A 22,348-nucleotide genomic window follows, 5' to 3' on the forward strand; every position below is an offset into this window, starting at 1 on the left:
GGCAAGTGTCCCCTGCCGCCAGGGGGCACTTCTTGTTTCCACCGCCCGCTTTTGACTTTTGACAAAGAAGCTGCTTGATCGAGGTGTCATCATGAACTATGCGTTACTAGACAACAAACCTATCCGGTTGCAGCCCGAGACTTACAGCCGCATACCGTTCTGGCGCATGGCAGCCAGGCAGGGCAAGGTTCGCTGTCCAGCCTGTTTTGCTGCGCTTCGCCTGATTGCCGGGATCAGCTTTGAGCCGTACTTCGCCCATCCGGATGGCGCCGACTGTCCGCTTTTAGCCCAAGACAGCACTCTTTCCCCGAAGTGGCTGCAAGCTTTGGACGAGATTGCTGCAACCGACCAGGCTCCGGCGCAAACGCCAGACGAGCCTGCTGCCCAGGAACAGGAAGAAGACGCGATGATGATCGGCTCCTTTCGCTTGCCGAAAAAAAGGGCGATTGGCAGCACGGTGACACCTGCCCCGCCTCCGCCAAAGCCGCCGGTCTTTCGCAAACGGTTCATGCCGAAAAAGACGATTGCCCATTTGGCCGAACAGCAACTGGACCAGCCGCTTCATCCGACCCAGCAGCAAGCCGTACAGACGACGGACGGGCCGCTGCTGATCCTCGCCGGAGCGGGCAGCGGCAAGACGCGGGTCATGACAGCCCGCACCGCTCATCTCATCAAAGATTTGGGCGTGGAGCCAAAGCGCATCATGGTCGTGACCTTTACGACCAAAGCCGCCGAGGAAATCCGCCAACGCATCGCCCGACAGTTGCCGTCCGGCCAGGCTCGCGAGCTGATCGCCGGAACGTTCCACAGCATTTTTTACCGCATGCTGCTGCACCATCGTCCGAACGACTGGGACCAACAGCGGCTTTTGACAAAAGACTGGCAGAAGTGGCGGCTGCTGCGCGAAACGGGAGCGTTGCTCGGCCATGACGAGCTTATGGCGCTGAAAGAAGCGGACATCACGGAGGCGCTCAGCATCGTCAGCCGCTGGAAAAACGAATACATTCTCCCGCAGGAAGTGGCTTTTCGCGAGGCTGCAACCGATGCGGAAAAACGGGCGGCCCAGCTTTATCCGCTCTACGAGGCCGCGAAGAAAAAGCATCAATGGTTTGATTTCGACGACATGCTGCTCGGCTGCTACGAGCTGTTGCGTGACAATCCCGACCTGCTGCAGCGCTACCAGGAGCGGATCACCCACGTCATGATCGACGAGTTTCAGGATATTAACCGCATCCAGTACGAAACGGTCAAGCTGCTCGCCGCACCGCAAAACAACCTGTGCGTCATCGGCGATGATGACCAGTCGATCTACGGCTTTCGCGGCAGTGATCCCAAGTACATATTGGGCTTCACCAAAGATTTTCCGCAGGCTTCCACGATTACACTGGAAGTCAACTACCGCTCCCACTCTGCCATCGTCAGTCTCGGCTATTCGCTCATCGGCCACAACCGCTCTCGCTGGGAAAAAGTGTGCCGGTCGTTCCACCGCGAAGAAGGCGACACGTTTTTGTTTGAACCGGACGACGAAGAGGAACAGGCATCGCGGATCGTGGATGAAATCGTGCATCGGCGCGAGCAAGGAACGGCATTGGGCGAGTGCGCGGTGCTATTCCGCACGAACGAGTCGGCCCGGCCGATCCTGGAGCGGCTGAGCGAGGCAGGCATTCCGTTTCATTACACGCAGGAGGAAGAGTCGTTTTACCAGCGCCAGACCGTTCGCTGGACGCTGCATTACTTGCGGCTGGCACTCAATCCGGACGATACGGACGCGTTAAAAGAAATTTTACCGACGCTCTACATCTCCGGCGATGCCTGGAATGCCGTGCGCAGCCAGGCGATTCTGGAGGACAAGCCGATCTTGCACATCCTCCCGCATCTGCCCCAGCTCAAGCCCTACCAGCGCAAGCATATGCAAGCGATCAACGACATTCTCGCCGCCTGCAAGGACTGCCCTCCCGCCCAGGCACTGGAGCTGATTTACGAGGACGGCAAGCTCCGCGAATATGTGAAAAAGCGGGCGCGTGACCGGGAAGATGGCCGGGAACGCTGGAGTGACGAGCTGCAGCAAATTCTCTCTGCCGCCAAGCGTCACGCGACGATCCGCGACTTTTTGGCCTACATCGAGCAGATGAGCAGACAGGAAAAAGAGTGGCGCACGATGCGGCCACTCCCGGATGAAGCTGTGCATGTGTTGAGTATTCATCGGGCAAAAGGGCTGGAGTACGATCACGTCTTCCTACCTGATCTGGTGGAAGGCGCCCTCCCGCACGAGTACACGCTGGACGAGCTGCGCAAAGGCAAAACGACGGCCCTGGAAGAAGAACGCCGCCTGCTATACGTGGCGATCACGCGGGCCCGCCGCAGCCTGTGTATCGGTATCCCCCGGGAGCGCTTCGGACGCAAGACCCGCCCCTCCCGTTTCATCAGCGAAATGGGCCGGTAAGTACGGATAGCTGCCGCCCATGTGCAGCAAAAACTCTTCCATGTTCGTAATCAGTGGAAACATAAAACAGGCTCCCTTCCTCGCATTTTGGTTAGTATGCGAGCAAAGGGAGCCTGTTATTCATTCGGATGGGCCGTATGGGCGAAAAAGCCTTAGCCTGACCGCTTAGCCGCCGATGATGCTGTATCCGGCGTCTACGTGCAAAATCTCGCCCGTAATGCCTCTGGACAGGTTGCTGAACAAGAAGAGCGCGGTATCGCCTACTTCGGACTGGTCAATCGTCCGGCGCAGCGGCGCTTTTTCTTCGATCTCTTTCAAAACGGCGTTGAAATTGCGGATGCCTTTTGCCGCCAGTGTGCGGATCGGCCCTGCGGAAATCGCGTTGACGCGAATGTTTTCCTTGCCGAGATCATTTGCGAGGTAGCGTACCGATGCGTCCAGGGCCGCTTTTGCCACGCCCATGACGTTGTAGTTTTGCACGACGCGCTCGCCGCCCAGATAAGTCAAGGTCACGATGCTGCCGCCTTCTGTCATCAACGGACGAGCTGCGCGGGCAACCGCCACCAGCGAGTACGCACTGATGTCTTGCGCAAGCGCGTAACCGTCACGGGACGTGTTGATGTATTCGCCTTCCAGTTCCTCTGTTTTCGCAAACGCGATGCAGTGCGCCACGCCGTGAATGACGCCCACTTTTTCGCGGATCGTCGCAAATGCTGCTTCCACTTCTTCATCCTTGGTTACGTCGCAGTTGACCAAGAGCGATTCCTTGCCCAGCTTTGCGGCCAGCTCTGCCACGTTTTCGCGCAGACGCTCGCCTTGATAGGTAAAAATCAGGTTCGCTCCTGCCTTGTGCAAAGATTGCGCAATTCCCCAAGCGATGCTGCGGTGGTTCGCTACACCCATGATGACGATATTTTTACCTTGCATCAGTGTATTCATTATGTATTCGCTCCTTCCCAAACTATTCCCCGCCATTATAACCGATCTTGTTCTTTGTTAGTAGAGGAACGCGAGAAAAGAGCACGAAACGCTATCTTTCGACACGGCTCTCCGGTTGTTATTCGGTAACGCCCTCCTGTTCCGCCAGCGGCCGGGCCGAAGCAAAAGTCGCCCATGCTTCGTCAAACGGATTCAGCGACGTTCCCATGACCGGGAACTCTGTACTCCCCTGCGCTGTTTCATCGAGCGAATGTAGATCAGGCTGATTCATATTTTCCATGCTCCTTTCATCGTGGTGCCTTCCAGTCTTTTCTTAGGCTGGCAAGGAGCGTCCCTGTTTATGCGTGCAGATGATGGGCGTGCATGAAGGCAGACAGCACAATATAGACCAGCACCGCGCCAAAAAAGTAAACGCCGTATTCCGCCCGCCTCGCCTGCACGATATAAGGAACGAGGTGGCTTGCGGACACGTACAAAAAAATCCCGGCCGTCATCGCGAGCATGACGCTCGACCAGTCCGGCGAAAAATAACGCTCGGCAACCCCGAAGCTGCAAGCTCCGGCAATCGTGGCCATTCCGAGCGAAGTCGCCCCCCACAGCGCTTTTTTCCGGGAGTTCGTAGCGGCGAGCATGAGCGAGGCGACCGTGACTCCATCGGGGATTTTATGCAAAAGCATCGCCAGCAGGACGGACACGCCGATCTCGGCATCCACCTTCAAGCTTGCCAAAAGCGACACCCCTTCGACAAAAGCGTGCAGCAAAAAGCCGCCGAGCACGCCAATTACGCTTGGCGAGCCAAATTCCCCTCCGGCTGATTTTCCGAGCAGCTCCATGGCAAACAGGGCGGCAAAGCCTACAAGCACAAACGGCATCATTCTCAGACTTTCCCCCTGAATGACATGCGGCAGCAAATCCAGCATCGTAATCGCCAGCAGCAATCCGGCCCCTGCGCTAATCATGGCGAACAGCGCTTTGCGCGACCAGGCGCGAAGACACAGCAGAAGCCCGCCGACACAGCTGGCAAGCGCTGCCGCCAACAAAACAATCCAGAAGTAAAGTGGCATCATACGGTCCTCTCCTCATCCCGCATGAGTATGGAGACGTGTATTCCCTCCATATGTACGCGCCTGTCCGGAGCAATATGAGTGAGCCAAAAACAATTTGCCGATTCGTGACGGAATGACAAAAAACGGAGAGCCTGTCCGAAACAGACGAAATCCCACTACTTTTTAGAACCTTTGTCGATTCTCTTTTGCCCGGAAAAAATGGTGCTATAATGAGTCCACCGGGAATACCCAGGGGAAAAAAGGAGTGATTCGGGATGGATGTACAAGTTTGGATGGCTTCGAAAGAGGTAGCTGATCGCCTTGACGTACACGTACGTACGCTGCGCAACTGGCTGGACTTGTTCGTGCCCGCAAAGGAACGTCTGAAAAATCCGCAGGGTCACTATTTGATTAGCGAAGCGGGCTTTGCCCTCTTGAAAGAAGTGAAGGAACGCAAAGATAACGGAAACAACTCGCTCAAGGAAATTCAGCGACAGCTCATAGATGAAGGACGTTTGTCCGAAGAAATGCTGGCTGCCGGGGAGTATTCCAGTGCAGAAGAAGCAGCCGTGACACTCAGTCAAGGAAGCAGCCTGGAAGCAGGCATGAAAGAAATGGAGCTCGCCGTCCAAGAAACACTGCTGAAGTTCCAGCAGGAGCTGGCCCATCTGTCTTCGTTGAACAGCATGCAATCGGCTATTTTGCAAAAAATCGCCGACATCGAAGAAAAGCAGGAATCGCTTCGTCTGGAGATGCGCCGCGTCACCTTTGAAATGGATTTGATGCAGCAGCGCCTGACCCGACGCAAGGAGCGTTACGCCCGCTACGAACCCCGCTGGTCGTTGAATCCGTTTCGCTGGTTTACCCGCTCCGACCGGGCTGCTGAACAATAAGAGCATGAATCAAAGGCAATCGACATTTTTCAAGAAGTAACGACTAGCAGTAGTGCCCCAGACACTCCATATGGTAGAATTGAACTAAGCAATCCACGGGAAATCAGCACTAATTCTATTCTATCGACAAAGGACTGGGGCTTCCGTTGTGAGAAAATTACATATTACTTCAGTTAAGCCGGGAGATGTCATTGCCAAAAGCATTTTTCAGGAAAATGGTAACATTCTGCTCGGAATGGGCGTGGAACTGACAGAACGCTACATCGAGCGGCTCAAAAAGTTAGGAATTGATACCATCTACATTCAGGACAAGCGTACAGATGATATTATCCCGGAAGAAGTCATTCGTGATGAGACGCGCAAAGAGGCCGTCGATGCGGTTTACAGGACGATGACTACCCTGATGGACCAACCTCAGATTAAACGCCGCACCTCCCTCCCAGATTTTGGAATTACTTTCCAAAAGGTATTTCGAGAGATTTTGCATGACTTGAGCAGCAGGAAAGAAGTCCTCGTCAATTTGTCCAATCTCCACGTCATGGACGGCTATTTTTTTCACCATGCCGTCAACGTCGCGGTGCTTGCCGGCGTAGTTGGCCTGGCGAAAGGCTACAACCAGCAGCAGTTGATGGAACTGGGGATCGGTGCTTTGCTGTTTGACATCGGAATGACCCAGGTGCCAAAAGAGTTGTGGAGCTTGCGCAAAGAACTGACGGCAGAAGAGCGCCAGCGCCTGCAATACCACACCGAAGAGGGCTTCAACATCCTGCGCAACCAAAATAATATTTCCGTTGTTTCCGCGCACTGTGCGCTGCAGCATCACGAGCGGTACAACGGCACAGGCTATCCGCGCCGTCTCTGTGGCAAGGACATCCACGAGTACGCGAGAATCGTCGCGATTGCGGATGTCTACGACGCGCTGATCTCGCCGCGCCCTTTTCGCAAAAAATATTCGCCCTCCGAGGCCATCGAGTATTTGTTCGCTTCGGGGAATACGTATTTTGATCTCGAACTGCTCAAGCTGTTCTTGCAACACGTTGCCATTTTCCCCATTGCTTCCACTGTCCTGCTCAGTACGGGACATACAGGAGTCGTCTCGCGGGTCAACCCGATTGCCGTCAACCGGCCGACGATTCGCATCCTGACCAACGAGGATGGATCGGAGGTAACGACGCCGTATGAAATCAACCTGTACGACAAAGACTGGATGACCGTAACAATTGTCCGAACCCTGTAAGGATGCCCGACTTGAAAACAGCAGCCATTCCACGAGAAGGAAGGCTGCTGTTTTTTTGTACTATTCACGCAACAGGCGATACACTTGCTCGACGTCTTTGTCTCCGCGCCCCGACAGGTTGACAATCACAATCTGGTCCCGCGACAGCGTCGGAGCGAGCTTCAGCGCGTAGGCAATGGCATGGGCGCTCTCCAGGGCAGGTATGATTCCTTCCGAACGGGACAGCTCCTGAAAAGCGTTCAACACTTCTTCGTTCGTCACCGTGTAATATTCCGCGAGCCCGCTCGTTTTGAGATGGCTGTGCTCCGGACCGATGCCCGGATAGTCCAGACCTGCTGCAATCGAGTACGTTTTCTTCGGCTCTCCCTGTTCATCGAGCAGCACGAGACACTTGAAGCCGTGAATGACCGCCGGAACTCCTTCGGTCAAGGTCGGGGCCTGGTCCGGCTCCACCCCGATCAAGCGCACGGAAGGCTCGTCGATGTAATGGGCAAAAGCACCGATCGCATTGCTCCCTCCCCCTACAGCGGCGATGACGGCGTCAGGCAGCCGCCCTTCCTTCTCCAGAATCTGGCGCTTGGATTCCTCGCTGATGATCGCCTGGAAGTGCTTGACCATCGTCGGGAATGGATGAGGCCCTACTGCAGAGCCTAGCAGGTAGAACGTATTTTGATAGTTTTGCACCAGGTCGTTCAACGCTTCGTCTACCGCGTCCTTCAATCGGCCCTGCCCCTTGGACACCGGCACCACTTTAGCCCCTAACAGCTCCATCCGAAACACGTTCAGGGACTGGCGCCTTGTATCTTCCTCCCCCATGTAGATCGTGCAGTCCATGCCAAACATCGCGCACGCTGTCGCGGTAGCCACCCCGTGCTGTCCCGCTCCCGTCTCGGCAATGATCCGGTGGGCGCCCATGCGCTTGGCAAGCAAAATTTGCCCGATGACGTTGTTGATTTTATGGGCACCGGTATGGTTCAAATCTTCGCGTTTCAGGTAAATTTTCGCGCCGCCCAGCTTCTCCGTCAAATGCCGGGCATACGTCAGCGGATTTTCCCGACCTACGTATTCCCTCAGGTAGTAGCGGAACTCTTCGTGAAATGCCGGATCGTCCTTGTACGTTTCAAACTGCTCGGCCAGGTAATCCAATACTTCCTGCAGCTCAGGGGGAACAAAGCTCCCTCCGAATTCGCCGAAATATCCCTGTTTACTCTGTTCCGTCAAAGACATGCTCATCTCTCCTCAGCTAATACTAGACTCTTCCAATTTTTACAATCATATAAAATAAAAAGAGCGCTTGTCAACAAATGTAGAGTTAATTCTGAATTTTTTCTCTTCCCTGACCGGAAACGGGCAAAACGCTTTTCCCGCTCCCGGTCAGGCAACTTGTCACCGCGCCTTTACATGCGAACGCTGCCAATACCCGAGCAGCAAAACTGCGCCGACCAACACGGCCTTGAACAACATCACCAGCCAAGGCGCAGGGGCGATCCATTCGCGGACCGCTTCCTCTGTGAAAATCATGTTGGCTGCGGCAAGGGCCAGCACGCCAGCCCCGACATAGACGAGCCAGGTGAACCGTTCCATGATGCGCAAAATCAACTGGCTGCCAAATACCATCAAGGGCACACTAATCAGCAACCCGATCACGATCAGGAAGATATTGCCCTGGGCCGCCCCTGCGATGGCGATGACGTTGTCCAGCCCCATCATGACGTCCGCCAGCACAATCGTTTTTACCGCCTGCACCATATCCTCGCTCGCGGCAACGTCCTCCTGCCCGTCTTCCTCCCGCAGCAGCCTGTAGCTGATCCACAGCAAAATCAGCCCGCCAATCAGGTACAGGTACGGGATTTGCAGCAAGTACACCGCAAGGATCGTGGCGATGACCCGGACGATGACAGCGAGCATCGTCCCCCAGATGATTGCCTTTTTTTGCTGTGCGACAGGCAGCTTGCGGCAGGCAATGGCGATGACGACGGCATTGTCTCCGCTCAAGACGATATTAATGGTAATAATGAGCAACAGCGAAGAGTAAAAACCTGGATCGAACAATGAAATTTCCTCCGTTTCCTATTGCGTAAAATCTGGCACTTCCAGGTCACAGGCAAAAAACAGTCTGCACTCCCAGCCTTGTCCGCACTTGTTGTCACTGGGCGATTTCAGTATGATGGTAACGAGGAGGGTTGTCGAAATGTCGAAACAATTCGTTATTGAAGCGATCATGTTGGCTATCTACGGGGAGTTGATGGTTCCATCGCAACCGGTAGAATATCTGATACCCGCATCGACAATCTATGAATTGGACGAATTTATCCAGAGTCCTGAACCAATCATGCCCTACTCCGGTGACGATCAGCACGTTCGCCGGGTCATGAAGGAAATGAGCCAGTTTTTTGCCGATCCGTTCAACCGCAAGCGACTGGAAAAAGGACTGATTGCCCCCTGGTCCAAGGTTCCTTTCACCTTTCCGAACGGCGTGACACTGACGGTCATCAAGGTGGAGGACAACGCCATGTGGGGAGAAATTTTTGATCCCGTCGAGACGCAGCTCCTGCTGACGTCCGTACGCTTTGAAGTCCCGCTGCTCACAGACCAGCCCGATTTTCAGGATCGGATTTTGGAATATATCGTACCTGTTCAATTTTACGATGTGGATGATTTCGACTTCGCCCTGGAGCAAGGAATCTCGCTCAACGACCTGCGCGAGCCCTAAACGTGCGGCCCGCAAAAAACAGACGAACAGACTGACGAGCCCCAAGCTTGCTGGTCTGTTCGTTTTCTATTATGCCTTTTTATCCGAAGAAAATTGGCTTCGAACAGGTTTGCCCATGGTACAATATGGGTAAAGACATAGGAAAGCGATCCGGGAGGAAGTGTACAGATGGAACTGATCAAACGAAGCAACGGTACAGATTGGGAGGCAGAAGCGGCGACGTCCCAATCGATTTTGTTTAAAATGGGAAGCGAGTATTACGGGCTCTCCATTGCATTGGTGCGCGAGATTATCAAGCCACTGCCCATCACCCGGTTCCCGAAGTCGCCTGTGTATGTAGAAGGGGTCATTGACCTGCGCGGACGGATTTTGCCCATCGTGAACCTGCGTAAAATGTTCGGCCTGGAGCCGATTGCCCAGACAGATGACACCCGCTTTGTCGACTTGCAGCTGGAAGGGCTCAATATCGGCATCGTCGTCGACGCGGTATCCGAGGTCATGAACATTCCGCAGCATCTGATCGAACCGGCACCGCCGATTGTCGCGGGCGTAGAGGGCAAATATTTGCAAGGAATTGCTCGCCTGGAAGACAAACTGATTCTGCTATTGGACATTGATGAAATTTTTGGCCAATGGAAAAAAGTGTAGGACATGCCTTGCGCGAAAACCAGTACGTCCCCATTGTACTGGTTTTTTATATGGGCCCTTGCACAAAAAAAGAGCGGGAGTATCATCCCGCCCTCTCTGTTTTCTACTCCCTGCCCCCACTTGCCAAATACGCATAGTTTACCCACACCATTTCCTCGATTCCTAAAATCTCCTTGAACAGATCAACAGAATCGTACAAGAGGGAAGCTCCGGTTTCTTCGTCTACATTTGTCAGCAGTTGCAAATCAAAAAGCGAGCGCAACTGCTGCACCTGTTTTGGTCCCACGAACCGACTGAAGGACTGCGGCCTGATTCGCGTAATTCCTTTGCCTACCTCTCGCCGATACAACTCCGAACGCACAACCCGGTCCAGTATGTCTTCATACTTTTGCCGAACGTCCTCGCTGTCTGTTATCTCTTCCTGCAGGTCAATCTCCGGATAAAGTCTGCCGAACTCGGCCTCCGCCATCTCCACATCCAGGGAATAGCTGATCGTCCCCGAAGAGACTTCATAGCCAGCGTCAAACAAACGAAACCCCCAGCCATTGTCTTCTGCGTCGTGAAACCAAAGCAGCGGCACGAATTGCTTCGACAGCGCCAGTAAAAACTCAAGCGTCGCGGAGGTTTCAATCCACTCATCCTGCAGGAAAAATGCGTTCCAGTCGTTATTGATGTTTCTGTGAAAGTACGGTTGCGAAGACTTGGACAAGGCAATCAGCACTTTCGGTTCGTATTTTCGTGGATAAAGAATGCCGGTCGTGAACTCACCCATCCGTTTTCCACCGCTTTCTGGAAAGCTTTGCCTGATCCTTTCCTTAGTCTATTCAGGTACAGCTTGTTTTTTGCTGTGATCTTTCGCAAACGTGCTCGTATGGATAATCGTATGCACAGCTCCTTCCGGCAAAAGCTCCGAGCGGTACAGATGGACATGCCGCACCTTCCAACGCGGCGCGTCGCCTGCCAAATAGCGCTCGTTCCAGTCGGAAAGCGGCAGCCCCTCCGCAGGTGCTTGCGGCCCACGGGCAAGTGTGATGTGGGGGCGATAGCGCTTGCGATCGTACGACACCCCCTGATGCAGCTCAAAACGTCTGCCCAAAAGCAGGTGAAGCTGCTTGAGCGCATTCGTCTGGCCGCGCAGGCCGAGCCAGAGCACACGGGGATGCTCGGCATGGGGAAACGCCCCGAAGCCGCCGATGCGCAGCTGAAACGGCTCGATAATGGCACTGACGATGTCCATGTCCCGACAGATGTCCGGGATGAGGGATTCGTCGACCTCGCCGAGAAAATGCAGCGTCAAATGAAGATTGTGCAGCGGCTGCCATCTGTCCGCCCGCACCTCCGATTTCAGCCGTGCCTGTACATCCGATATGTAGTGGACAGCCTCTTCGGGAATGTCCAGGGCCACGAACAAACGCATAGACAGATTCTTCCTCCTTTTTCTCCAAACGCTGCCCTGCCGCGAATGAAAAATAGCCCTCCAGTGACGGAGAGCCATTTTTTACCATATACGCCGTTAGGCAGCCATCATCTTTCCGGTTACGATGCCCAAAACACTGCGCACATATTCGCCGAGTCGCCCGGAGCCAGGCTGATACGAAAACCGAAGCGTCAGCTCGACATGTCCCACATGCCCCGCAGGGGGAATGTTCCAGAACAGGTCGGCTTCCCCGTACAAAATCTCCTCAATGCGCTGCTTCTTGCCATCCATGTCCAAATCCGGATCGTGAGACAACGAAAATTTCATCATGACGGAAAACGAATCTTTTTTGACCCCATCCCGCAAGCTTAATTTGCCGTGGATTGCGACGAGTCCCGCTTCTCCCCACAAGTTGTACTCCAAAAGAGCCTGGCATTGCGGTTGAACCTGCAGCTCAAGAGCCGGAAGTCCTCCCTCAATCGTAAGGGCGTGCCGCTTTGCCAACAATTCGATCTCCCCTTGAAAACGGTGAGCGCATTCGGAAACAGCCTGAAACAAATCGGGTTCTACAGCGTACATCGTCGTCACCTCTCCCCAACGGATTATCTGTTTACTACTTCGAAACTTTCCTTGTCATATCCTTTGTTGAAAAATGACTTATTTACCCTTATTTCCTCGAAGCGCAAAAGATTCCTCTGAAAATTCTTTTTCACCATGTTGCCACAATCACTGGTATGGGACAGACATATCCGGAAACGTTTTCACAAACAAGGCCCGCAAGCGCACCTGCACTTCCTCATCCAGCTCCAAATGATAGAGCAGGCCCTTTTCATAGCGCAAAAACGGGAACGCTCCCGCGCGCAGGGGAGATACTTCCTTTGTCTCCACAAATTCCGGCAAGGTCAAGAGGAAGCGGGAAAACGGATTCGCCTCTTCCTCGGACATATGGACGACCTCAAACAGATCGGACAGGCCAGGAGTGACGATCAGCTCCAGCAGCTCGCCGCGCTCTGCGACCCAGACCGTAAACGCCGATTCCCTCACCTCACTGCGCGCATGTCTGCGCATCACCAAGACCGCCTGGCGGACCGTGTTCATCAACAGATGCTGCGCGCCTTCTGTCCCGTGTGCCGCAACCATCCGGCTGTAGTGGAAAACGTAGGCAAGTCCATCTTCTGCAAGCACCGTGTCTGGCAAGGAAAGCGCCGGGATGCTAAGCGTTTCCTCCTCGCGCACCTGTGCCTCCTGCGGAATCGCATCCATTTTTCCCGCATACAGCGAGTGAATCATTTCCCGTGTGCGTTCCACCTCTGCTGCGGAAAACGAAATGGCCTCGGAGTAGATATGTGTCAACTCACCGCCCTCGTAAGCCAAATAGTGCAAGAAGGTGCAAGGCTGCTCCAGCATTTTCATCGCCATCCCCCGCTGCTCCGCCTGCCGGATGTCAAAGGCGAGCGGAAAGCCGAGTGGCTGCAGCGGATCGGACAAGGTCCAGATCACGCCAAGCAGCTTATCCTGATATGTCTTGAATTCGACGGAGACGGCATCGCGCGTCTGCTCGACGAAGGCGTCCACCGATTCGAACACCAGGTACAGCTCGACCTCGCCTGCGCCGTTCAGTCTGGCAAAATAGGGCAAGCCCGCCTCACTCGCCAGCTCATACAAATCGGGATACACGTCCTTGGCGAGAACCTCGCCCTGCGTCGAGGCTTCTGGCGAACGCAAGGCAGGGTTCGGGCTGAGCACAGGGTAAAAGTCTTCACTCATCCGGCTCTTCCCCTCGCTTTTCCCAAGCCTGCATCAGCGGCCAGCCATCCATCTGCGCGAGCAGCGCACGATCCGTCGCATCGATATGTACAGGCGTAACGGCGATGTAATCGTGCTTTACAAGATCGTAGTCAAACGGCTCGGCAAGCGGCATCACCTGCGGATACTCGCGTGTCAAAAAGTACCCTTCCGCTTCCTTGCTGTACCTGTCTTCGTAATGATGCAGCGAGAGCGCCGCCGGTACGATTCCTTTTACCTGTGCCAACGGAACGTGCGGGATGTTGACGTTCCAGAAAACGTCCGGTGGCAGTTCGCCTTTGCTGGCCCGTTCGCAGAACTCTTTTACAAGCGGCCCAATCATCTGCACGACATCGCCGTAATTTTCCTGGTCGAACCAGTTATCATAAGACAGGGCAACGCCGGGAACGCCCAAGATGACCGCTTCCCGCGCCCCGCTGCACGTACCGGAGTAGTAAATGTCACGCCCCAGATTCGTTCCCACATTGATTCCTGAAAAAACAATATTCGGTTTCTCGTCCGCGGCAAAAAGCAAATGGTACGCTGCCTTCACACAGTCAGCCGGATTGCCGTTCACGGCCCACGCTTTGACGGGAAGACCGTAAAAGTCGCGTTTTTCCGGTGCCAGCGCCGTGCGATACGTTACCCCGTGACCGACACCGCTTTTTTCCTCAACGGGAGCCACCACAAAGATTTCCGCTTGGTCCAATCCGAGCAGTGCTTCCACCAAACGCTTGATGCCCAGTGCATCGATGCCGTCATCATTTGTCACTAAAATGCGCAACACAGATCTCCTCCTTCAGCGTGGCGCCCATCTTCACTTGCACGTCTCTTCCTTTATTGTACTTGAGAAAGCTATGCCAAGCCAATCTTCCAGAAGCTTCCTGCCAGAGAGCGCCATCGCCTCGCCTGTTCGAAAAGATGGCTGCGCCAAGCTTTTGCCACAGCCTTCGCTGTATGAAAAAAGGCTCCTGCAACGGGAGCCTTGTCTATTCACCGACAATGTCCTTCCAGCGGTCGCGCCAGGCGATCCCTTCGCGAATCCACTCCTCTACCTGCTTCTGCTTCTCCTCCGAGATGCCAATCAGGCAAGCGATTCGCGCAATTTCCTTCGTCTCCGAGGGCGACAGCTTCCGGTCGATCAGCGCCATGTGATACAGCTTGCGCATCATCACCAGCTTCTCGCTTTGACTCATATCAACCAGGTCTTCCACAATTGTCTCCGGGCGCTTCGGATAATCGATGTCATCCATCAAAATTTGCCGTTCTTTCAAGGTAAAATGTTCCGAATTGACAATGTCATGAATGCGGTCAACCTCTTTTGAACCTATATAACCGTCAGCATGCCCGACGCAAATCATCAATCGAATGGAGGCAAACAAAATATGTTTGTCTTTTTCTGTTCTTGTATACAACGTATGGTTCCTCCCCGAGCTTAAATAACAAAGCGATAATATCTACATCTAATAATACGATAAAAGAGGAAAGCGGTTTCACATGATTATGTGACAAATTTATGCGACTCGCTCAAAAAAACGGACTGAAAGTCAATCGAACGATTGCCATCTGCTCTTTGCTCAGCGCTTGCAAAAACGTCCAGCGCGTCCTGTCCTCATCTACCTCCCAATAAAAAGCCAAATGCGTCTGCGAGCGCAGCAACACGTGGATCGGGTCCAGCCCGGCAAACGTTCGGTCGATAAACAGACGCAACGTATCCACTCGGCCACTACTATCCTTTTCCCGGTTAATCCGCGCTCCAAACTGGCTATTCATCCAACGGGAAAAATATTGGGCAAAAGTCGGCCAAGACTGTCCGTATCGCTCCAACAGTCCTGCGAAGCGCGAATCTCGCCTGTTCGGACAAGCTCCTTTGCCACAGACAAGAGCAAGTCTGCCGGGTCCAAGGCGAGCGTCAGCACCGAGCGCCTCCCGCTTCCCTCGCCCGCTTTTTTGCTGCGTATCCGCCCTTGCTGTGGGTCCATTTGCGGAGCAAAGAAAAAACCTTCCCGCACGCGCAGGAAGGCTGATATAAGCATTACGTCAACAGGAAGCGGTCTTCGCTGAAGCTTTCTCCGCCACGGGCTGCTTCGAAGGCGCGAAGCAAATCCTGCGGCTTCATCGTCCGCTTCTTCTCTTCCGGAATGTCGAGAATGATGCCGCCATCATGCAGCATCAGCAGGCGGTTCCCCATGTTCAACGCTTGCTCCATATTGTGCGTGACCATGATCGTCGTCAGCTTGTGGCGCGCGACGATCTTGTCGGTCAGCTCCACGATGAGCTGCGCCCGTTTCGGGTCCAACGCCGCTGTATGCTCGTCCAGGAGCAAAATTTTCGGTTCCGTAAAAGTAGCCATCAACAGGCTGAGTGCCTGGCGCTGACCGCCGGAGAGAAATCCGACTTTTGTTTTCAGACGGTTCTCCAGTCCCTGGTCAAGCTGCTTGAGCTGCTCGCGGAACAGCTCGCGCTTGTGGTTGTTCACGCCGAAGCCGAGTGTGCGGCGGCGGCCGCGTCCGAGCGCAATCGCCAGGTTTTCTTCAATCGTCATGTTCGGCGCAGTCCCTGCCATCGGGTCCTGGAACACCCGCCCGATCAGTTCGGCGCGCTGGTGCTCGCCAAGGCGCGTTACGTCCTTGCCGTCAATCGTAATCGTTCCGCTGTCCGGGAACAGTCCGCCGGAGATCATGTTCATCATCGTCGATTTTCCGGCCCCGTTGCTGCCGATGACAGTGATAAACTCACCCGGCTTGACGTGCAGGTTGACGTTGCGCAGGGCAATTTTTTCGTTCACCGTGCCGGCATTGAACACTTTGTTGACATTCGAAATTTTAAGCATGGCCGTTTCCTCCCCTTACCGAGCGTACCGCTTGCTTATTCCAGATGCCTTTGGCAACGGTTGGGACGGTCAGTGCCACAATTACGATCAAAGCGGTAATCAGCTTCATGTCCGACGGATTCAGTCCCGCTTGCAGGGCCAGTGCAATCACCAGGCGATAAACGATCGAGCCGAGAATGACTGCGAGGGTCACTCGGAAAATGGAGGAGCTGCCGAACAGCACTTCCCCGACAATAACAGAAGCAAGACCAATCACGATCATCCCGATCCCCATGCCGACGTCGGCAAAGCCCTGGTACTGGGCAACCCATGCGCCGGATACCGCAACCAGACCGTTGGACAGAGCCAGACCGATAATCGTCGTCGTATCGGTGTTGACACCGAAGCTGCGAATCATCTTCGGATTGTCACCCGTCGCGCGCAGGTCGAGACCAAGGTCGGTGTGCAGGAACCAGTCGATTGCCAGCTTGAGCAGCAAAATCCCGACGATGAACACGACCGACACGCCTGTCAGCAATGTCAATCCGCCTACCGTCAAATCCGGAATGCTCAAGTCTTTTACATAGGTGAACAACGTATCTTCACGAAGCAAAGGCAAGTTCGCCTTCCCCATGATTCGCAGGTTGATCGAATAGAGTGCGATCATCGTCAAAATCCCTGCAAGCAGTGCGTTGACCTTCCCTTTTGTATGCAAAACGCCGGTAAATGCCCCTGCCAATCCTCCGACGACGAACGCCAAGAGGGTAGCCAGGTACGGGTTGGTTCCATCGATGATAAACTTGGCTGCGATCGCGCCGCCCAAAGCAAAGCTGCCATCTACCGTCAAGTCAGGTACGTTCAGAATGCGAAAGGTCAAAAACACGCCCAGAGCTAAAATTCCAAATAGCAAGCCCTGCTCGATGGCTCCCATTATTGCCAAATTCATAGAAGAAATCCTCCTGTTGCTGCGATTATTACTCGATCACTTCGCCAGCGCGGTCGAGCATGGATTGCGGAATGGTCACTCCCATTTTCTCCGCTGCTTTTTTGTTCAAGACGAGCTTCATGTCGGCCTGCATTTCTACTGGCATGTCAGCCGGCTTCGCTTCGCCCTTCAAAATTTTCACGGCCATGTCTGCCGTTTGCTCGCCCAGCTTGGTGTAGTCGATGCCGTAGGTAGCAATCGCCCCGCTCTTCACGGAGTTTTCCTCACCTGCGATCACCGGAATTTTTTGCGCTTCCGCTACGCCCAGGACAGCTGCGATGGACGATACGACCATGTTGTCGGTCGGCACGTAGAACGCATCGACTTTGCCTACCATGGATTCGGCTGCCTGCTTCACTTCTGTCGCGCTGGTGATCGCCGCTTCCTGGATGGTCAGCCCCAGCTTGTCAGCAACGGCTTTGGCTGTGTCTACCTGTACCTTGGAGTTTACCTCACCGGAGCTGTAGATGATGCCTACGGATTTCGCGTCTGCTTTCAGCTCCTTCACCAGCTTCAATTGCTCTTCGACCGGGTTCATGTCAGAAGTACCTGTTACGTTTCCGCCTGGCTGCTCCAATGATTTTACCAGACCAGCCTCCACAGGGTCAGTCACTGCCGTAAACAAAACCGGAATTTCCTTGCTCGTCTGAGCAGCCGCCTGCGCGGTTGGCGTCGCGATTGCCAGCACGAGGTCTACTTTGTCTGCCTCAAATTTTTGCGCGATGGAAATCGCGGTGTCCATGCTCGCTTGCGCCGACTTCACGTCGATTTTCACTTGCTTGCCATCTTCGTACCCGTTTTTCGCAAGCTGTGCCACAAACCCTTCGCGCGCTGCATCCAGGGCAGGATGCTCTACGAATTGGGAAATGCCAATCGTGAACTGCTTGTTCTCGGCAGCCGGCGCAGACTGATTGGCAGCAGGAGCAGCCTGTTCATTGTTCGCCGGAGTAGCGCTTTGCTGTCCACATGCAGTAACAGACAAAAGCAATAAAGGAAATAAAATACTCTGAATTTTTCTGATAGTCTTTTTTTGCTTGAACATGTGATAAATACCCCCTTGAAAAATTTTTACTAATTCTAACATGGATAAAACAGTTTTAAAAGAAGAAAAAGAGAGCTTGACGCTCTCTTTCTTTACTTGAAGATTTCTTTCGCCTGCTGTTTGAGTGCATCAGAAATCGTGAGTCCAAACTTCCCGGCAGCCGTTTCATTGATGTACAGGTCGGCCTGCTTCGAAATTTCGACTGGCGTGTCTGCAACTGCTTGTCCTTTGAGGACGCGGGCAGCCATCTCGCCGGTTTGTTTGCCGATCATGTAGTAATCGATGCCGTAAGTAGCGACTGCGCCGCGTTTTACGGTGTCTGTGTCCGAAGCAAAGACAGGAATCTTGTTCGCTTCCGCTGCTCCCAGGACGGCTTCGAACGAAGATACGACGGTGTTGTCAATCGGAATGAAGATGGCGTCTGCTTTTCCAGCAAGTCCCTGAGCTGCCAGCTGCACCTCGGAAAGCTGGGAAATACCCGCCTTGACAATTTCTACGCCTTCTTTGCTCGCTGCTTCTTCCAGCTCTTTTACCTGTACTTCCGAATTCACTTCGGAAGTGGTGTAGATCACACCCAGCTTTTTCAGCTGTGGCAGGAAGGTTTTGACCAGCTTCAATTGCTGTTCCATGGATACTTTGTCGCTCGTTCCGGTCACGTTTTTGTCCGGTTTTTCCAGACTGCTGACCAGTTGAGCCGAGATCGGGTCTGTTACGGAACTGAACAAAACAGGTATGTCAGCAATCGTCTTGGCTACAGCCTGCGCGGACGGGGTAGCAATCGCTACGACCATGTCCTTTTTGTCTCCGGCGTACTTTTGCGCAATCGATACCGTGTTGTTCATATCGCCATGCGCGTTCTGGTAGTCAACCTCCAGATTTTTGCCCTCTTCGTAACCGGAGTCCTTCAAGCCATCCAAAATTCCTTGATGAATCGCATCCAGTGCCGGATGCTCTACGAATTGCGTCAAGCCCAGCTTCACGGTTTGCTCCTGGCCGGAATTAGCCGTGGTAGCCTCGCTTTGTCCACCTGTCTCATTTCCACATGCTGCCAAAGAAATGGCCAGCAACGTGGTCAGTACCATACTGACTGCTCGTCTCATCTGTACTTCCTCCTCTAAGCTCTGCTCTCTTTGCCGCGGTTCCCCTCTGGTGACCGAGCCATTTTGCATTTGTGCAACTTGTGTCCCATTATAGCATATTATTGCGTGCTGAAAAGCTTTTTTCATCAATCTTTTGTACCGATTTCTTCCTCGGCGTTCGCCAGCTTTTTGACGAAAACCCTGGTAATCCGGTAATGATCGACTTCCCCGACCACGAATTCGTACTTGCCTTCGCGCACCCGGTCGCCCACGCGCGGCGGGTGGTCAATCTGCATGTAAATCCAGCCGGCAAGCGTATCCACCTCGCTTGATTCCAGATTCATGTTCAGGTAGTCGCCAACTTCCTCCAGAAGCATCCGACCGTCGAGCGACAAAACATCGTCGTTCTTCTCGACCTCCGGACGCTCGTCGTCAAACTCGTCCTGGATGTCCCCGACGATTTCTTCCATAATATCTTCCAGCGTGACCAGCCCCGCTGTCCCGCCGTACTCGTCAATGATAATCGCCAGTTGTCCGCGCTGTTTTTGCAGCATGGTCAAAAGCCGGCTGATTGAGATCGTCTCGGGCACGGTCAGGATCGGGCGCATCAGCGACTGCAAATCATGATGCTCCCCCTGCAAAAGACCTGTCAGCATATCTTTGATGTGCAGACTCCCCACGACGTGATCCTTGTCGCCGTCCACGACCGGATAGCGGGTAAAGCGGCCGTTTTGCACCAGCCGGACGTTTTCCTCGAACGGATCGCGCAAGTTCAGCACGACCATATCCGTTCGCGGGACCATGATTTCCCTTGCCATCGTCTCGGAAAAATCAAAGATGTTGTCGACGAGCATCAGCTCGGTTTGGTCAATCAGCCCGCTTTTGTGGCTTTCGTTGACCAGGATGCGGATTTCCTCCTCAGTATGGGCCTCCTGGTGCGCTTCCATCGAAATATGAAACAGCCTGAGAAAGCGGCTGGCCGACCAGTTCAAGAGCGCGATGAACGGATACATGATTTTGTAAAACAGCTGAATCGGTCGGGAAACCGCGAGCACGACCATTTCCGTGCGCTGGATTGCCAATGTTTTCGGAGCAAGCTCGCCCAGGACAATATGTAAAAAGGTAATGACCGAAAACGCGATAATAAAGGAAATGCTGCTCACCAGCGTCTCATTGAGCTGAAAATAGCGAAAAACGGGATGCAAGAGATGAGCCACCGCAGGCTCCCCCAGCCAGCCAAGCCCCAGAGACGCCAGCGTGATGCCAAGCTGGCACGCTGACAAATACGCGTCCAGATTATGGATGACCTGTTCGACGTTTACGGCGCGTTTGTTCCCTTCCGCCACCAGTTGGGCGATCCGCGATTCCCTCACTTTCACCACGGCAAACTCGGTTGCGACAAAGAAACCGTTGAGGAAAACGAGGATCAAGACCAATCCCAAGTTGAACAAGCTTCCCCACGTTCCCATGCACCTCGCCTTCCTTTCCGACCGTTGCTTTGGGATATTGTTTCCCATCCAGCCGTAAATGTTACCTGTCTGTTTTTCTTTCTTTTCCGGATTGTGATACCATAGTGCTGATTCATATGCCGTTTGTCGCGAGGTGAATCTCATGTCTTATCGTCCAGACTTGCCGATGATCGTGCAAAGCGATCGCACCATTTTATTGGAAACGCAGCACCCGCAGTTTGCCGAAGCCAGGCAGGCCATCAGCGGCTTTTGCGAACTGCTGAAAAGCCCCGAGTACATCCACACGTACCGGATGACGCCGCTGTCGCTCTGGAATGCAGCGGCAAGCGGGATGGAGCCGCATGAGGTGACGGGTATTCTCGGCACCTACAGCAAATACGGCGTGCCTCCAACCATCGTCAAGGAAATCGAAGACACGATGCGCAAATACGGTCTGATCCGGCTCGAACGCCGCGGAGATGACCTCGTTTTACATAGCGACGATCCGCTCATCCTCAAGGAACTGGCCGGATACAAGTCGATTGCAGCCCTGCTCGAAGACGGCTATGTGCTCAAAAGCTACGCGCGCGGCCTCATCAAGCAAGAGCTGATCCGGTTGGGACTGCCTGTCCAGGATTTGGCGGGCTATTCACAGGGGGAATCGTGCCCGGTCAATTTGCGGGCGACCAGCGCTTCGGGCAAGCCGTTTTCCTTGCGCCCCTATCAGCAGGAAGCGGTGGACGCCTTTTACCGCGGGGGCTCCGCTCTCGGCGGCAGCGGCGTGCTCGTGCTGCCATGTGGAGCCGGAAAGACTGTCATTGGCATTGGTGCGATTTCCCAGTTGCAGACGGCTACGCTCATTTTGACGACGAATACTACTTCCGTGCGACAATGGATCGCCGAGCTGCTGGACAAAACGGACCTCGCTCCCGAGCTGGTCGGCGAATACACTGGCGATCACAAGGAAGTAAAGCCGATCACGGTGGCAACCTATCAAATTCTCACATACCGCCCTACGTCTTCGGATGAATTTCCTCACATGAAGCTCTTTTCAGAGCGTGACTGGGGGCTTATTATTTACGATGAGGTGCATTTATTGCCTGCACCTGTCTTTCGCGTTACTTCCGGGATTCAGGCGACAAGACGGCTGGGCTTGACGGCTACGCTCGTCAGGGAGGACGGCCGGGAGGAAGATGTCTTTACGCTGATCGGGCCAAAAAAATACGAGGTTCCCTGGAAAGCGATGGAGGATGCGGGCTGGATTGCAAAAGCGCGCTGCCGGGAAATCCGGCTGCCTTTTGAAGCGAAGTGGCGGGAAGCGTATGCGCATGCGACGGCACGGCAAAAGTTCCGAGTCGCCGCCGAAAACCCGAAAAAGCTGGAGGTTGTCAAAAAGCTGCTGGAGCGCCACGAAGGCGACCGGGTGCTGATTATCGGGCAGTACGTCGACCAACTGGAGCAGATGGCAAATGCCCTGCAACTGCCGCTGATTACAGGCAAAGTGACGGAAAAAGAACGCGAGATGCTGTATCAGCAATTTAAAAATGGGGAAATCACGCGCCTGATCGTCTCCAAGGTAGCCAATTTCGCCGTTGACCTGCCGGACGCCAATGTGGCGATTCAAATTTCCGGTACATTTGGCTCCCGTCAGGAAGAAGCACAGCGACTGGGACGGATCTTGCGACCAAAAACCGAAAATAACACCGCTCATTTTTATACATTGGTGACACGCGATACGAGAGAGCAGGAGTTTTCGCTCCACCGTCAGCTTTTTCTCGTCGAGCAAGGCTATCCATACGAAATTATAGAAAACGAGATGCTGGTCTGAAACGTTTGGGAAAAAGCCAGCGTCACATAGAGG

General features: G+C 54.0%; 24 protein-coding genes. 6 read left to right on the forward strand and 18 right to left on the reverse strand.

Annotated features, from left to right (window positions below; genetic code table 11):
• Positions 1 to 91: 91 nt before the first annotated feature.
• Complete coding sequence (locus tag AAFJ72_RS14860; protein WP_432774516.1) at positions 92 to 2,443, forward strand: UvrD-helicase domain-containing protein; 2,352 nt, start codon at positions 92 to 94, stop codon at positions 2,441 to 2,443.
• A gap of 165 nt (positions 2,444 to 2,608) precedes the next feature.
• On the opposite strand, the gene fabI is transcribed toward AAFJ72_RS14860, so the two are convergent.
• The 3 genes from fabI to AAFJ72_RS14875 form a co-directional block, all read right to left on the reverse strand.
• The gene (fabI, locus tag AAFJ72_RS14865) at positions 2,609 to 3,382 is read right to left on the reverse strand and encodes an enoyl-ACP reductase FabI (protein ID WP_122904410.1); all 774 of its coding nucleotides are present in this window, start codon (positions 3,380 to 3,382) and stop codon (positions 2,609 to 2,611) included.
• 118 nt (positions 3,383 to 3,500) lie between these two features.
• Positions 3,501 to 3,653 (reverse strand): hypothetical protein, encoded by a 153-nt coding sequence (locus AAFJ72_RS14870; protein WP_432774517.1) that lies wholly within the window; start codon positions 3,651 to 3,653, stop codon positions 3,501 to 3,503.
• Positions 3,654 to 3,720: 67 nt separating this feature from the next.
• On the reverse strand, positions 3,721 to 4,449 hold the full coding sequence (locus AAFJ72_RS14875) for a ZIP family metal transporter (RefSeq protein ID WP_432774518.1): 729 nt from the start codon (positions 4,447 to 4,449) through the stop codon (positions 3,721 to 3,723).
• A 254-nt stretch (positions 4,450 to 4,703) separates the two neighbouring features.
• Here AAFJ72_RS14875 and AAFJ72_RS14880 point away from each other — a divergent pair, with 254 nt between their 5' ends.
• On the forward strand, positions 4,704 to 5,321 hold the full coding sequence (locus AAFJ72_RS14880) for a MerR family transcriptional regulator (RefSeq protein ID WP_432774519.1): 618 nt from the start codon (positions 4,704 to 4,706) through the stop codon (positions 5,319 to 5,321).
• A gap of 148 nt (positions 5,322 to 5,469) precedes the next feature.
• Positions 5,470 to 6,558, forward strand: coding sequence for an HD-GYP domain-containing protein (locus AAFJ72_RS14885; protein ID WP_432774520.1), 1,089 nt, complete (start codon positions 5,470 to 5,472; stop codon positions 6,556 to 6,558).
• A 60-nt stretch (positions 6,559 to 6,618) separates the two neighbouring features.
• Here the strand turns inward: AAFJ72_RS14885 and trpB are convergent, their stop codons facing one another.
• Both trpB and AAFJ72_RS14895 read right to left on the reverse strand, forming a co-directional pair.
• A complete protein-coding gene (gene trpB, locus AAFJ72_RS14890; protein ID WP_432774521.1) occupies positions 6,619 to 7,785 on the reverse strand; it encodes a tryptophan synthase subunit beta in 1,167 nt (388 codons plus the stop codon).
• A 159-nt stretch (positions 7,786 to 7,944) separates the two neighbouring features.
• Entirely contained in the window at positions 7,945 to 8,610 is a 666-nt protein-coding gene (locus AAFJ72_RS14895; RefSeq protein ID WP_432774522.1) for a TerC family protein, read from the reverse strand.
• A 139-nt stretch (positions 8,611 to 8,749) separates the two neighbouring features.
• Here AAFJ72_RS14895 and AAFJ72_RS14900 point away from each other — a divergent pair, with 139 nt between their 5' ends.
• Together AAFJ72_RS14900 and AAFJ72_RS14905 are read left to right on the forward strand one after the other, a co-directional pair.
• Entirely contained in the window at positions 8,750 to 9,271 is a 522-nt protein-coding gene (locus AAFJ72_RS14900) for an ADP-heptose synthase (protein ID WP_122904415.1), read from the forward strand.
• 168 nt (positions 9,272 to 9,439) lie between these two features.
• On the forward strand, positions 9,440 to 9,919 hold the full coding sequence (locus tag AAFJ72_RS14905; protein WP_432774523.1) for a chemotaxis protein CheW: 480 nt from the start codon (positions 9,440 to 9,442) through the stop codon (positions 9,917 to 9,919).
• Between the two features lie 103 nt (positions 9,920 to 10,022).
• Here the strand turns inward: AAFJ72_RS14905 and AAFJ72_RS14910 are convergent, their stop codons facing one another.
• The 13 genes from AAFJ72_RS14910 to AAFJ72_RS14970 form a co-directional block, all read right to left on the reverse strand.
• Entirely contained in the window at positions 10,023 to 10,691 is a 669-nt protein-coding gene (locus tag AAFJ72_RS14910; protein ID WP_122904417.1) for a hypothetical protein, read from the reverse strand.
• Between the two features lie 48 nt (positions 10,692 to 10,739).
• Positions 10,740 to 11,336, reverse strand: a complete 597-nt coding sequence (gene thpR, locus AAFJ72_RS14915) for an RNA 2',3'-cyclic phosphodiesterase (protein ID WP_432774524.1) — start codon at positions 11,334 to 11,336, stop codon at positions 10,740 to 10,742.
• Between the two features lie 96 nt (positions 11,337 to 11,432).
• Complete coding sequence (locus tag AAFJ72_RS14920) at positions 11,433 to 11,915, reverse strand: hypothetical protein (RefSeq protein WP_122904419.1); 483 nt, start codon at positions 11,913 to 11,915, stop codon at positions 11,433 to 11,435.
• Positions 11,916 to 12,062: 147 nt separating this feature from the next.
• Positions 12,063 to 13,103, reverse strand: a complete 1,041-nt coding sequence (locus AAFJ72_RS14925; protein ID WP_432774525.1) for a hypothetical protein — start codon at positions 13,101 to 13,103, stop codon at positions 12,063 to 12,065.
• Positions 13,096 to 13,905 (reverse strand): 5'/3'-nucleotidase SurE, encoded by an 810-nt coding sequence (surE, locus tag AAFJ72_RS14930; RefSeq protein WP_432774526.1) that lies wholly within the window; start codon positions 13,903 to 13,905, stop codon positions 13,096 to 13,098. Before surE ends, AAFJ72_RS14925 begins: the two co-directional genes overlap by 8 nt.
• Before the next feature lie 205 nt (positions 13,906 to 14,110).
• The gene (locus tag AAFJ72_RS14935; protein WP_122904423.1) at positions 14,111 to 14,536 is read right to left on the reverse strand and encodes a DUF533 domain-containing protein; all 426 of its coding nucleotides are present in this window, start codon (positions 14,534 to 14,536) and stop codon (positions 14,111 to 14,113) included.
• Positions 14,537 to 14,648: 112 nt separating this feature from the next.
• On the reverse strand, positions 14,649 to 14,840 hold the full coding sequence (locus AAFJ72_RS14940; protein ID WP_432774528.1) for a hypothetical protein: 192 nt from the start codon (positions 14,838 to 14,840) through the stop codon (positions 14,649 to 14,651).
• Positions 14,841 to 14,890: 50 nt separating this feature from the next.
• Positions 14,891 to 15,040 (reverse strand): hypothetical protein, encoded by a 150-nt coding sequence (locus AAFJ72_RS14945; protein ID WP_246005774.1) that lies wholly within the window; start codon positions 15,038 to 15,040, stop codon positions 14,891 to 14,893.
• A gap of 116 nt (positions 15,041 to 15,156) precedes the next feature.
• Positions 15,157 to 15,954 (reverse strand): ABC transporter ATP-binding protein, encoded by a 798-nt coding sequence (locus tag AAFJ72_RS14950; protein WP_122904424.1) that lies wholly within the window; start codon positions 15,952 to 15,954, stop codon positions 15,157 to 15,159.
• Positions 15,947 to 16,879, reverse strand: a complete 933-nt coding sequence (locus AAFJ72_RS14955; protein WP_432774529.1) for an ABC transporter permease — start codon at positions 16,877 to 16,879, stop codon at positions 15,947 to 15,949. The genes AAFJ72_RS14950 and AAFJ72_RS14955 overlap by 8 nt, the downstream gene beginning before the upstream one ends.
• Positions 16,880 to 16,907: 28 nt before the next feature.
• Positions 16,908 to 17,960 carry an ABC transporter substrate-binding protein gene (locus tag AAFJ72_RS14960; protein WP_122904426.1) on the reverse strand — a complete coding sequence of 351 codons (1,053 nt, stop codon included), beginning with the start codon at positions 17,958 to 17,960 and terminating at the stop codon, positions 16,908 to 16,910.
• Positions 17,961 to 18,052: 92 nt separating this feature from the next.
• Positions 18,053 to 19,060: an ABC transporter substrate binding protein gene (locus tag AAFJ72_RS14965; protein WP_432774530.1), complete on the reverse strand. Its 1,008-nt coding sequence runs from the start codon at positions 19,058 to 19,060 to the stop codon at positions 18,053 to 18,055.
• A gap of 125 nt (positions 19,061 to 19,185) precedes the next feature.
• The gene (locus AAFJ72_RS14970) at positions 19,186 to 20,508 is read right to left on the reverse strand and encodes a hemolysin family protein (RefSeq protein WP_432774531.1); all 1,323 of its coding nucleotides are present in this window, start codon (positions 20,506 to 20,508) and stop codon (positions 19,186 to 19,188) included.
• Between the two features lie 142 nt (positions 20,509 to 20,650).
• On the opposite strand from AAFJ72_RS14970, the gene AAFJ72_RS14975 reads away from it, so the two are divergent.
• Entirely contained in the window at positions 20,651 to 22,315 is a 1,665-nt protein-coding gene (locus tag AAFJ72_RS14975) for a DNA repair helicase XPB (protein WP_432774532.1), read from the forward strand.
• The last annotated feature ends 33 nt before the right edge of the window (positions 22,316 to 22,348 follow it).

It is taken from the genome of Brevibacillus gelatini (assembly GCF_050920745.1).
GTDB lineage: Bacteria > Bacillota > Bacilli > Brevibacillales > Brevibacillaceae > Brevibacillus > Brevibacillus gelatini.

Bases quoted from the DNA above. Each gene is read 5' to 3' on its own strand.
- AAFJ72_RS14950 (WP_122904424.1), bottom strand. From the start codon at position 15,954: ATGCTTAAAATTTCGAATGTCAACAAAGTGTTCAATGCCGGCACGGTG.
- AAFJ72_RS14960 (WP_122904426.1), bottom strand. From the start codon at position 17,960: ATGTTCAAGCAAAAAAAGACTATCAGAAAAATTCAGAGTATTTTATTT.
- AAFJ72_RS14900 (WP_122904415.1), top strand. From the start codon at position 8,750: ATGTCGAAACAATTCGTTATTGAAGCGATCATGTTGGCTATCTACGGG.
- AAFJ72_RS14955 (WP_432774529.1), bottom strand. From the start codon at position 16,879: ATGAATTTGGCAATAATGGGAGCCATCGAGCAGGGCTTGCTATTTGGA.
- AAFJ72_RS14860 (WP_432774516.1), top strand. From the start codon at position 92: ATGAACTATGCGTTACTAGACAACAAACCTATCCGGTTGCAGCCCGAG.
- AAFJ72_RS14910 (WP_122904417.1), bottom strand. From the start codon at position 10,691: ATGGGTGAGTTCACGACCGGCATTCTTTATCCACGAAAATACGAACCG.
- AAFJ72_RS14920 (WP_122904419.1), bottom strand. From the start codon at position 11,915: ATGTACGCTGTAGAACCCGATTTGTTTCAGGCTGTTTCCGAATGCGCT.
- trpB (WP_432774521.1), bottom strand. From the start codon at position 7,785: ATGTCTTTGACGGAACAGAGTAAACAGGGATATTTCGGCGAATTCGGA.
- AAFJ72_RS14870 (WP_432774517.1), bottom strand. From the start codon at position 3,653: ATGAATCAGCCTGATCTACATTCGCTCGATGAAACAGCGCAGGGGAGT.
- AAFJ72_RS14965 (WP_432774530.1), bottom strand. From the start codon at position 19,060: ATGAGACGAGCAGTCAGTATGGTACTGACCACGTTGCTGGCCATTTCT.
- AAFJ72_RS14905 (WP_432774523.1), top strand. From the start codon at position 9,440: ATGGAACTGATCAAACGAAGCAACGGTACAGATTGGGAGGCAGAAGCG.
- AAFJ72_RS14970 (WP_432774531.1), bottom strand. From the start codon at position 20,508: ATGGGAACGTGGGGAAGCTTGTTCAACTTGGGATTGGTCTTGATCCTC.
- AAFJ72_RS14975 (WP_432774532.1), top strand. From the start codon at position 20,651: ATGTCTTATCGTCCAGACTTGCCGATGATCGTGCAAAGCGATCGCACC.
- AAFJ72_RS14875 (WP_432774518.1), bottom strand. From the start codon at position 4,449: ATGATGCCACTTTACTTCTGGATTGTTTTGTTGGCGGCAGCGCTTGCC.
- fabI (WP_122904410.1), bottom strand. From the start codon at position 3,382: ATGAATACACTGATGCAAGGTAAAAATATCGTCATCATGGGTGTAGCG.
- AAFJ72_RS14880 (WP_432774519.1), top strand. From the start codon at position 4,704: ATGGATGTACAAGTTTGGATGGCTTCGAAAGAGGTAGCTGATCGCCTT.
- AAFJ72_RS14925 (WP_432774525.1), bottom strand. From the start codon at position 13,103: ATGAGTGAAGACTTTTACCCTGTGCTCAGCCCGAACCCTGCCTTGCGT.
- thpR (WP_432774524.1), bottom strand. From the start codon at position 11,336: ATGCGTTTGTTCGTGGCCCTGGACATTCCCGAAGAGGCTGTCCACTAC.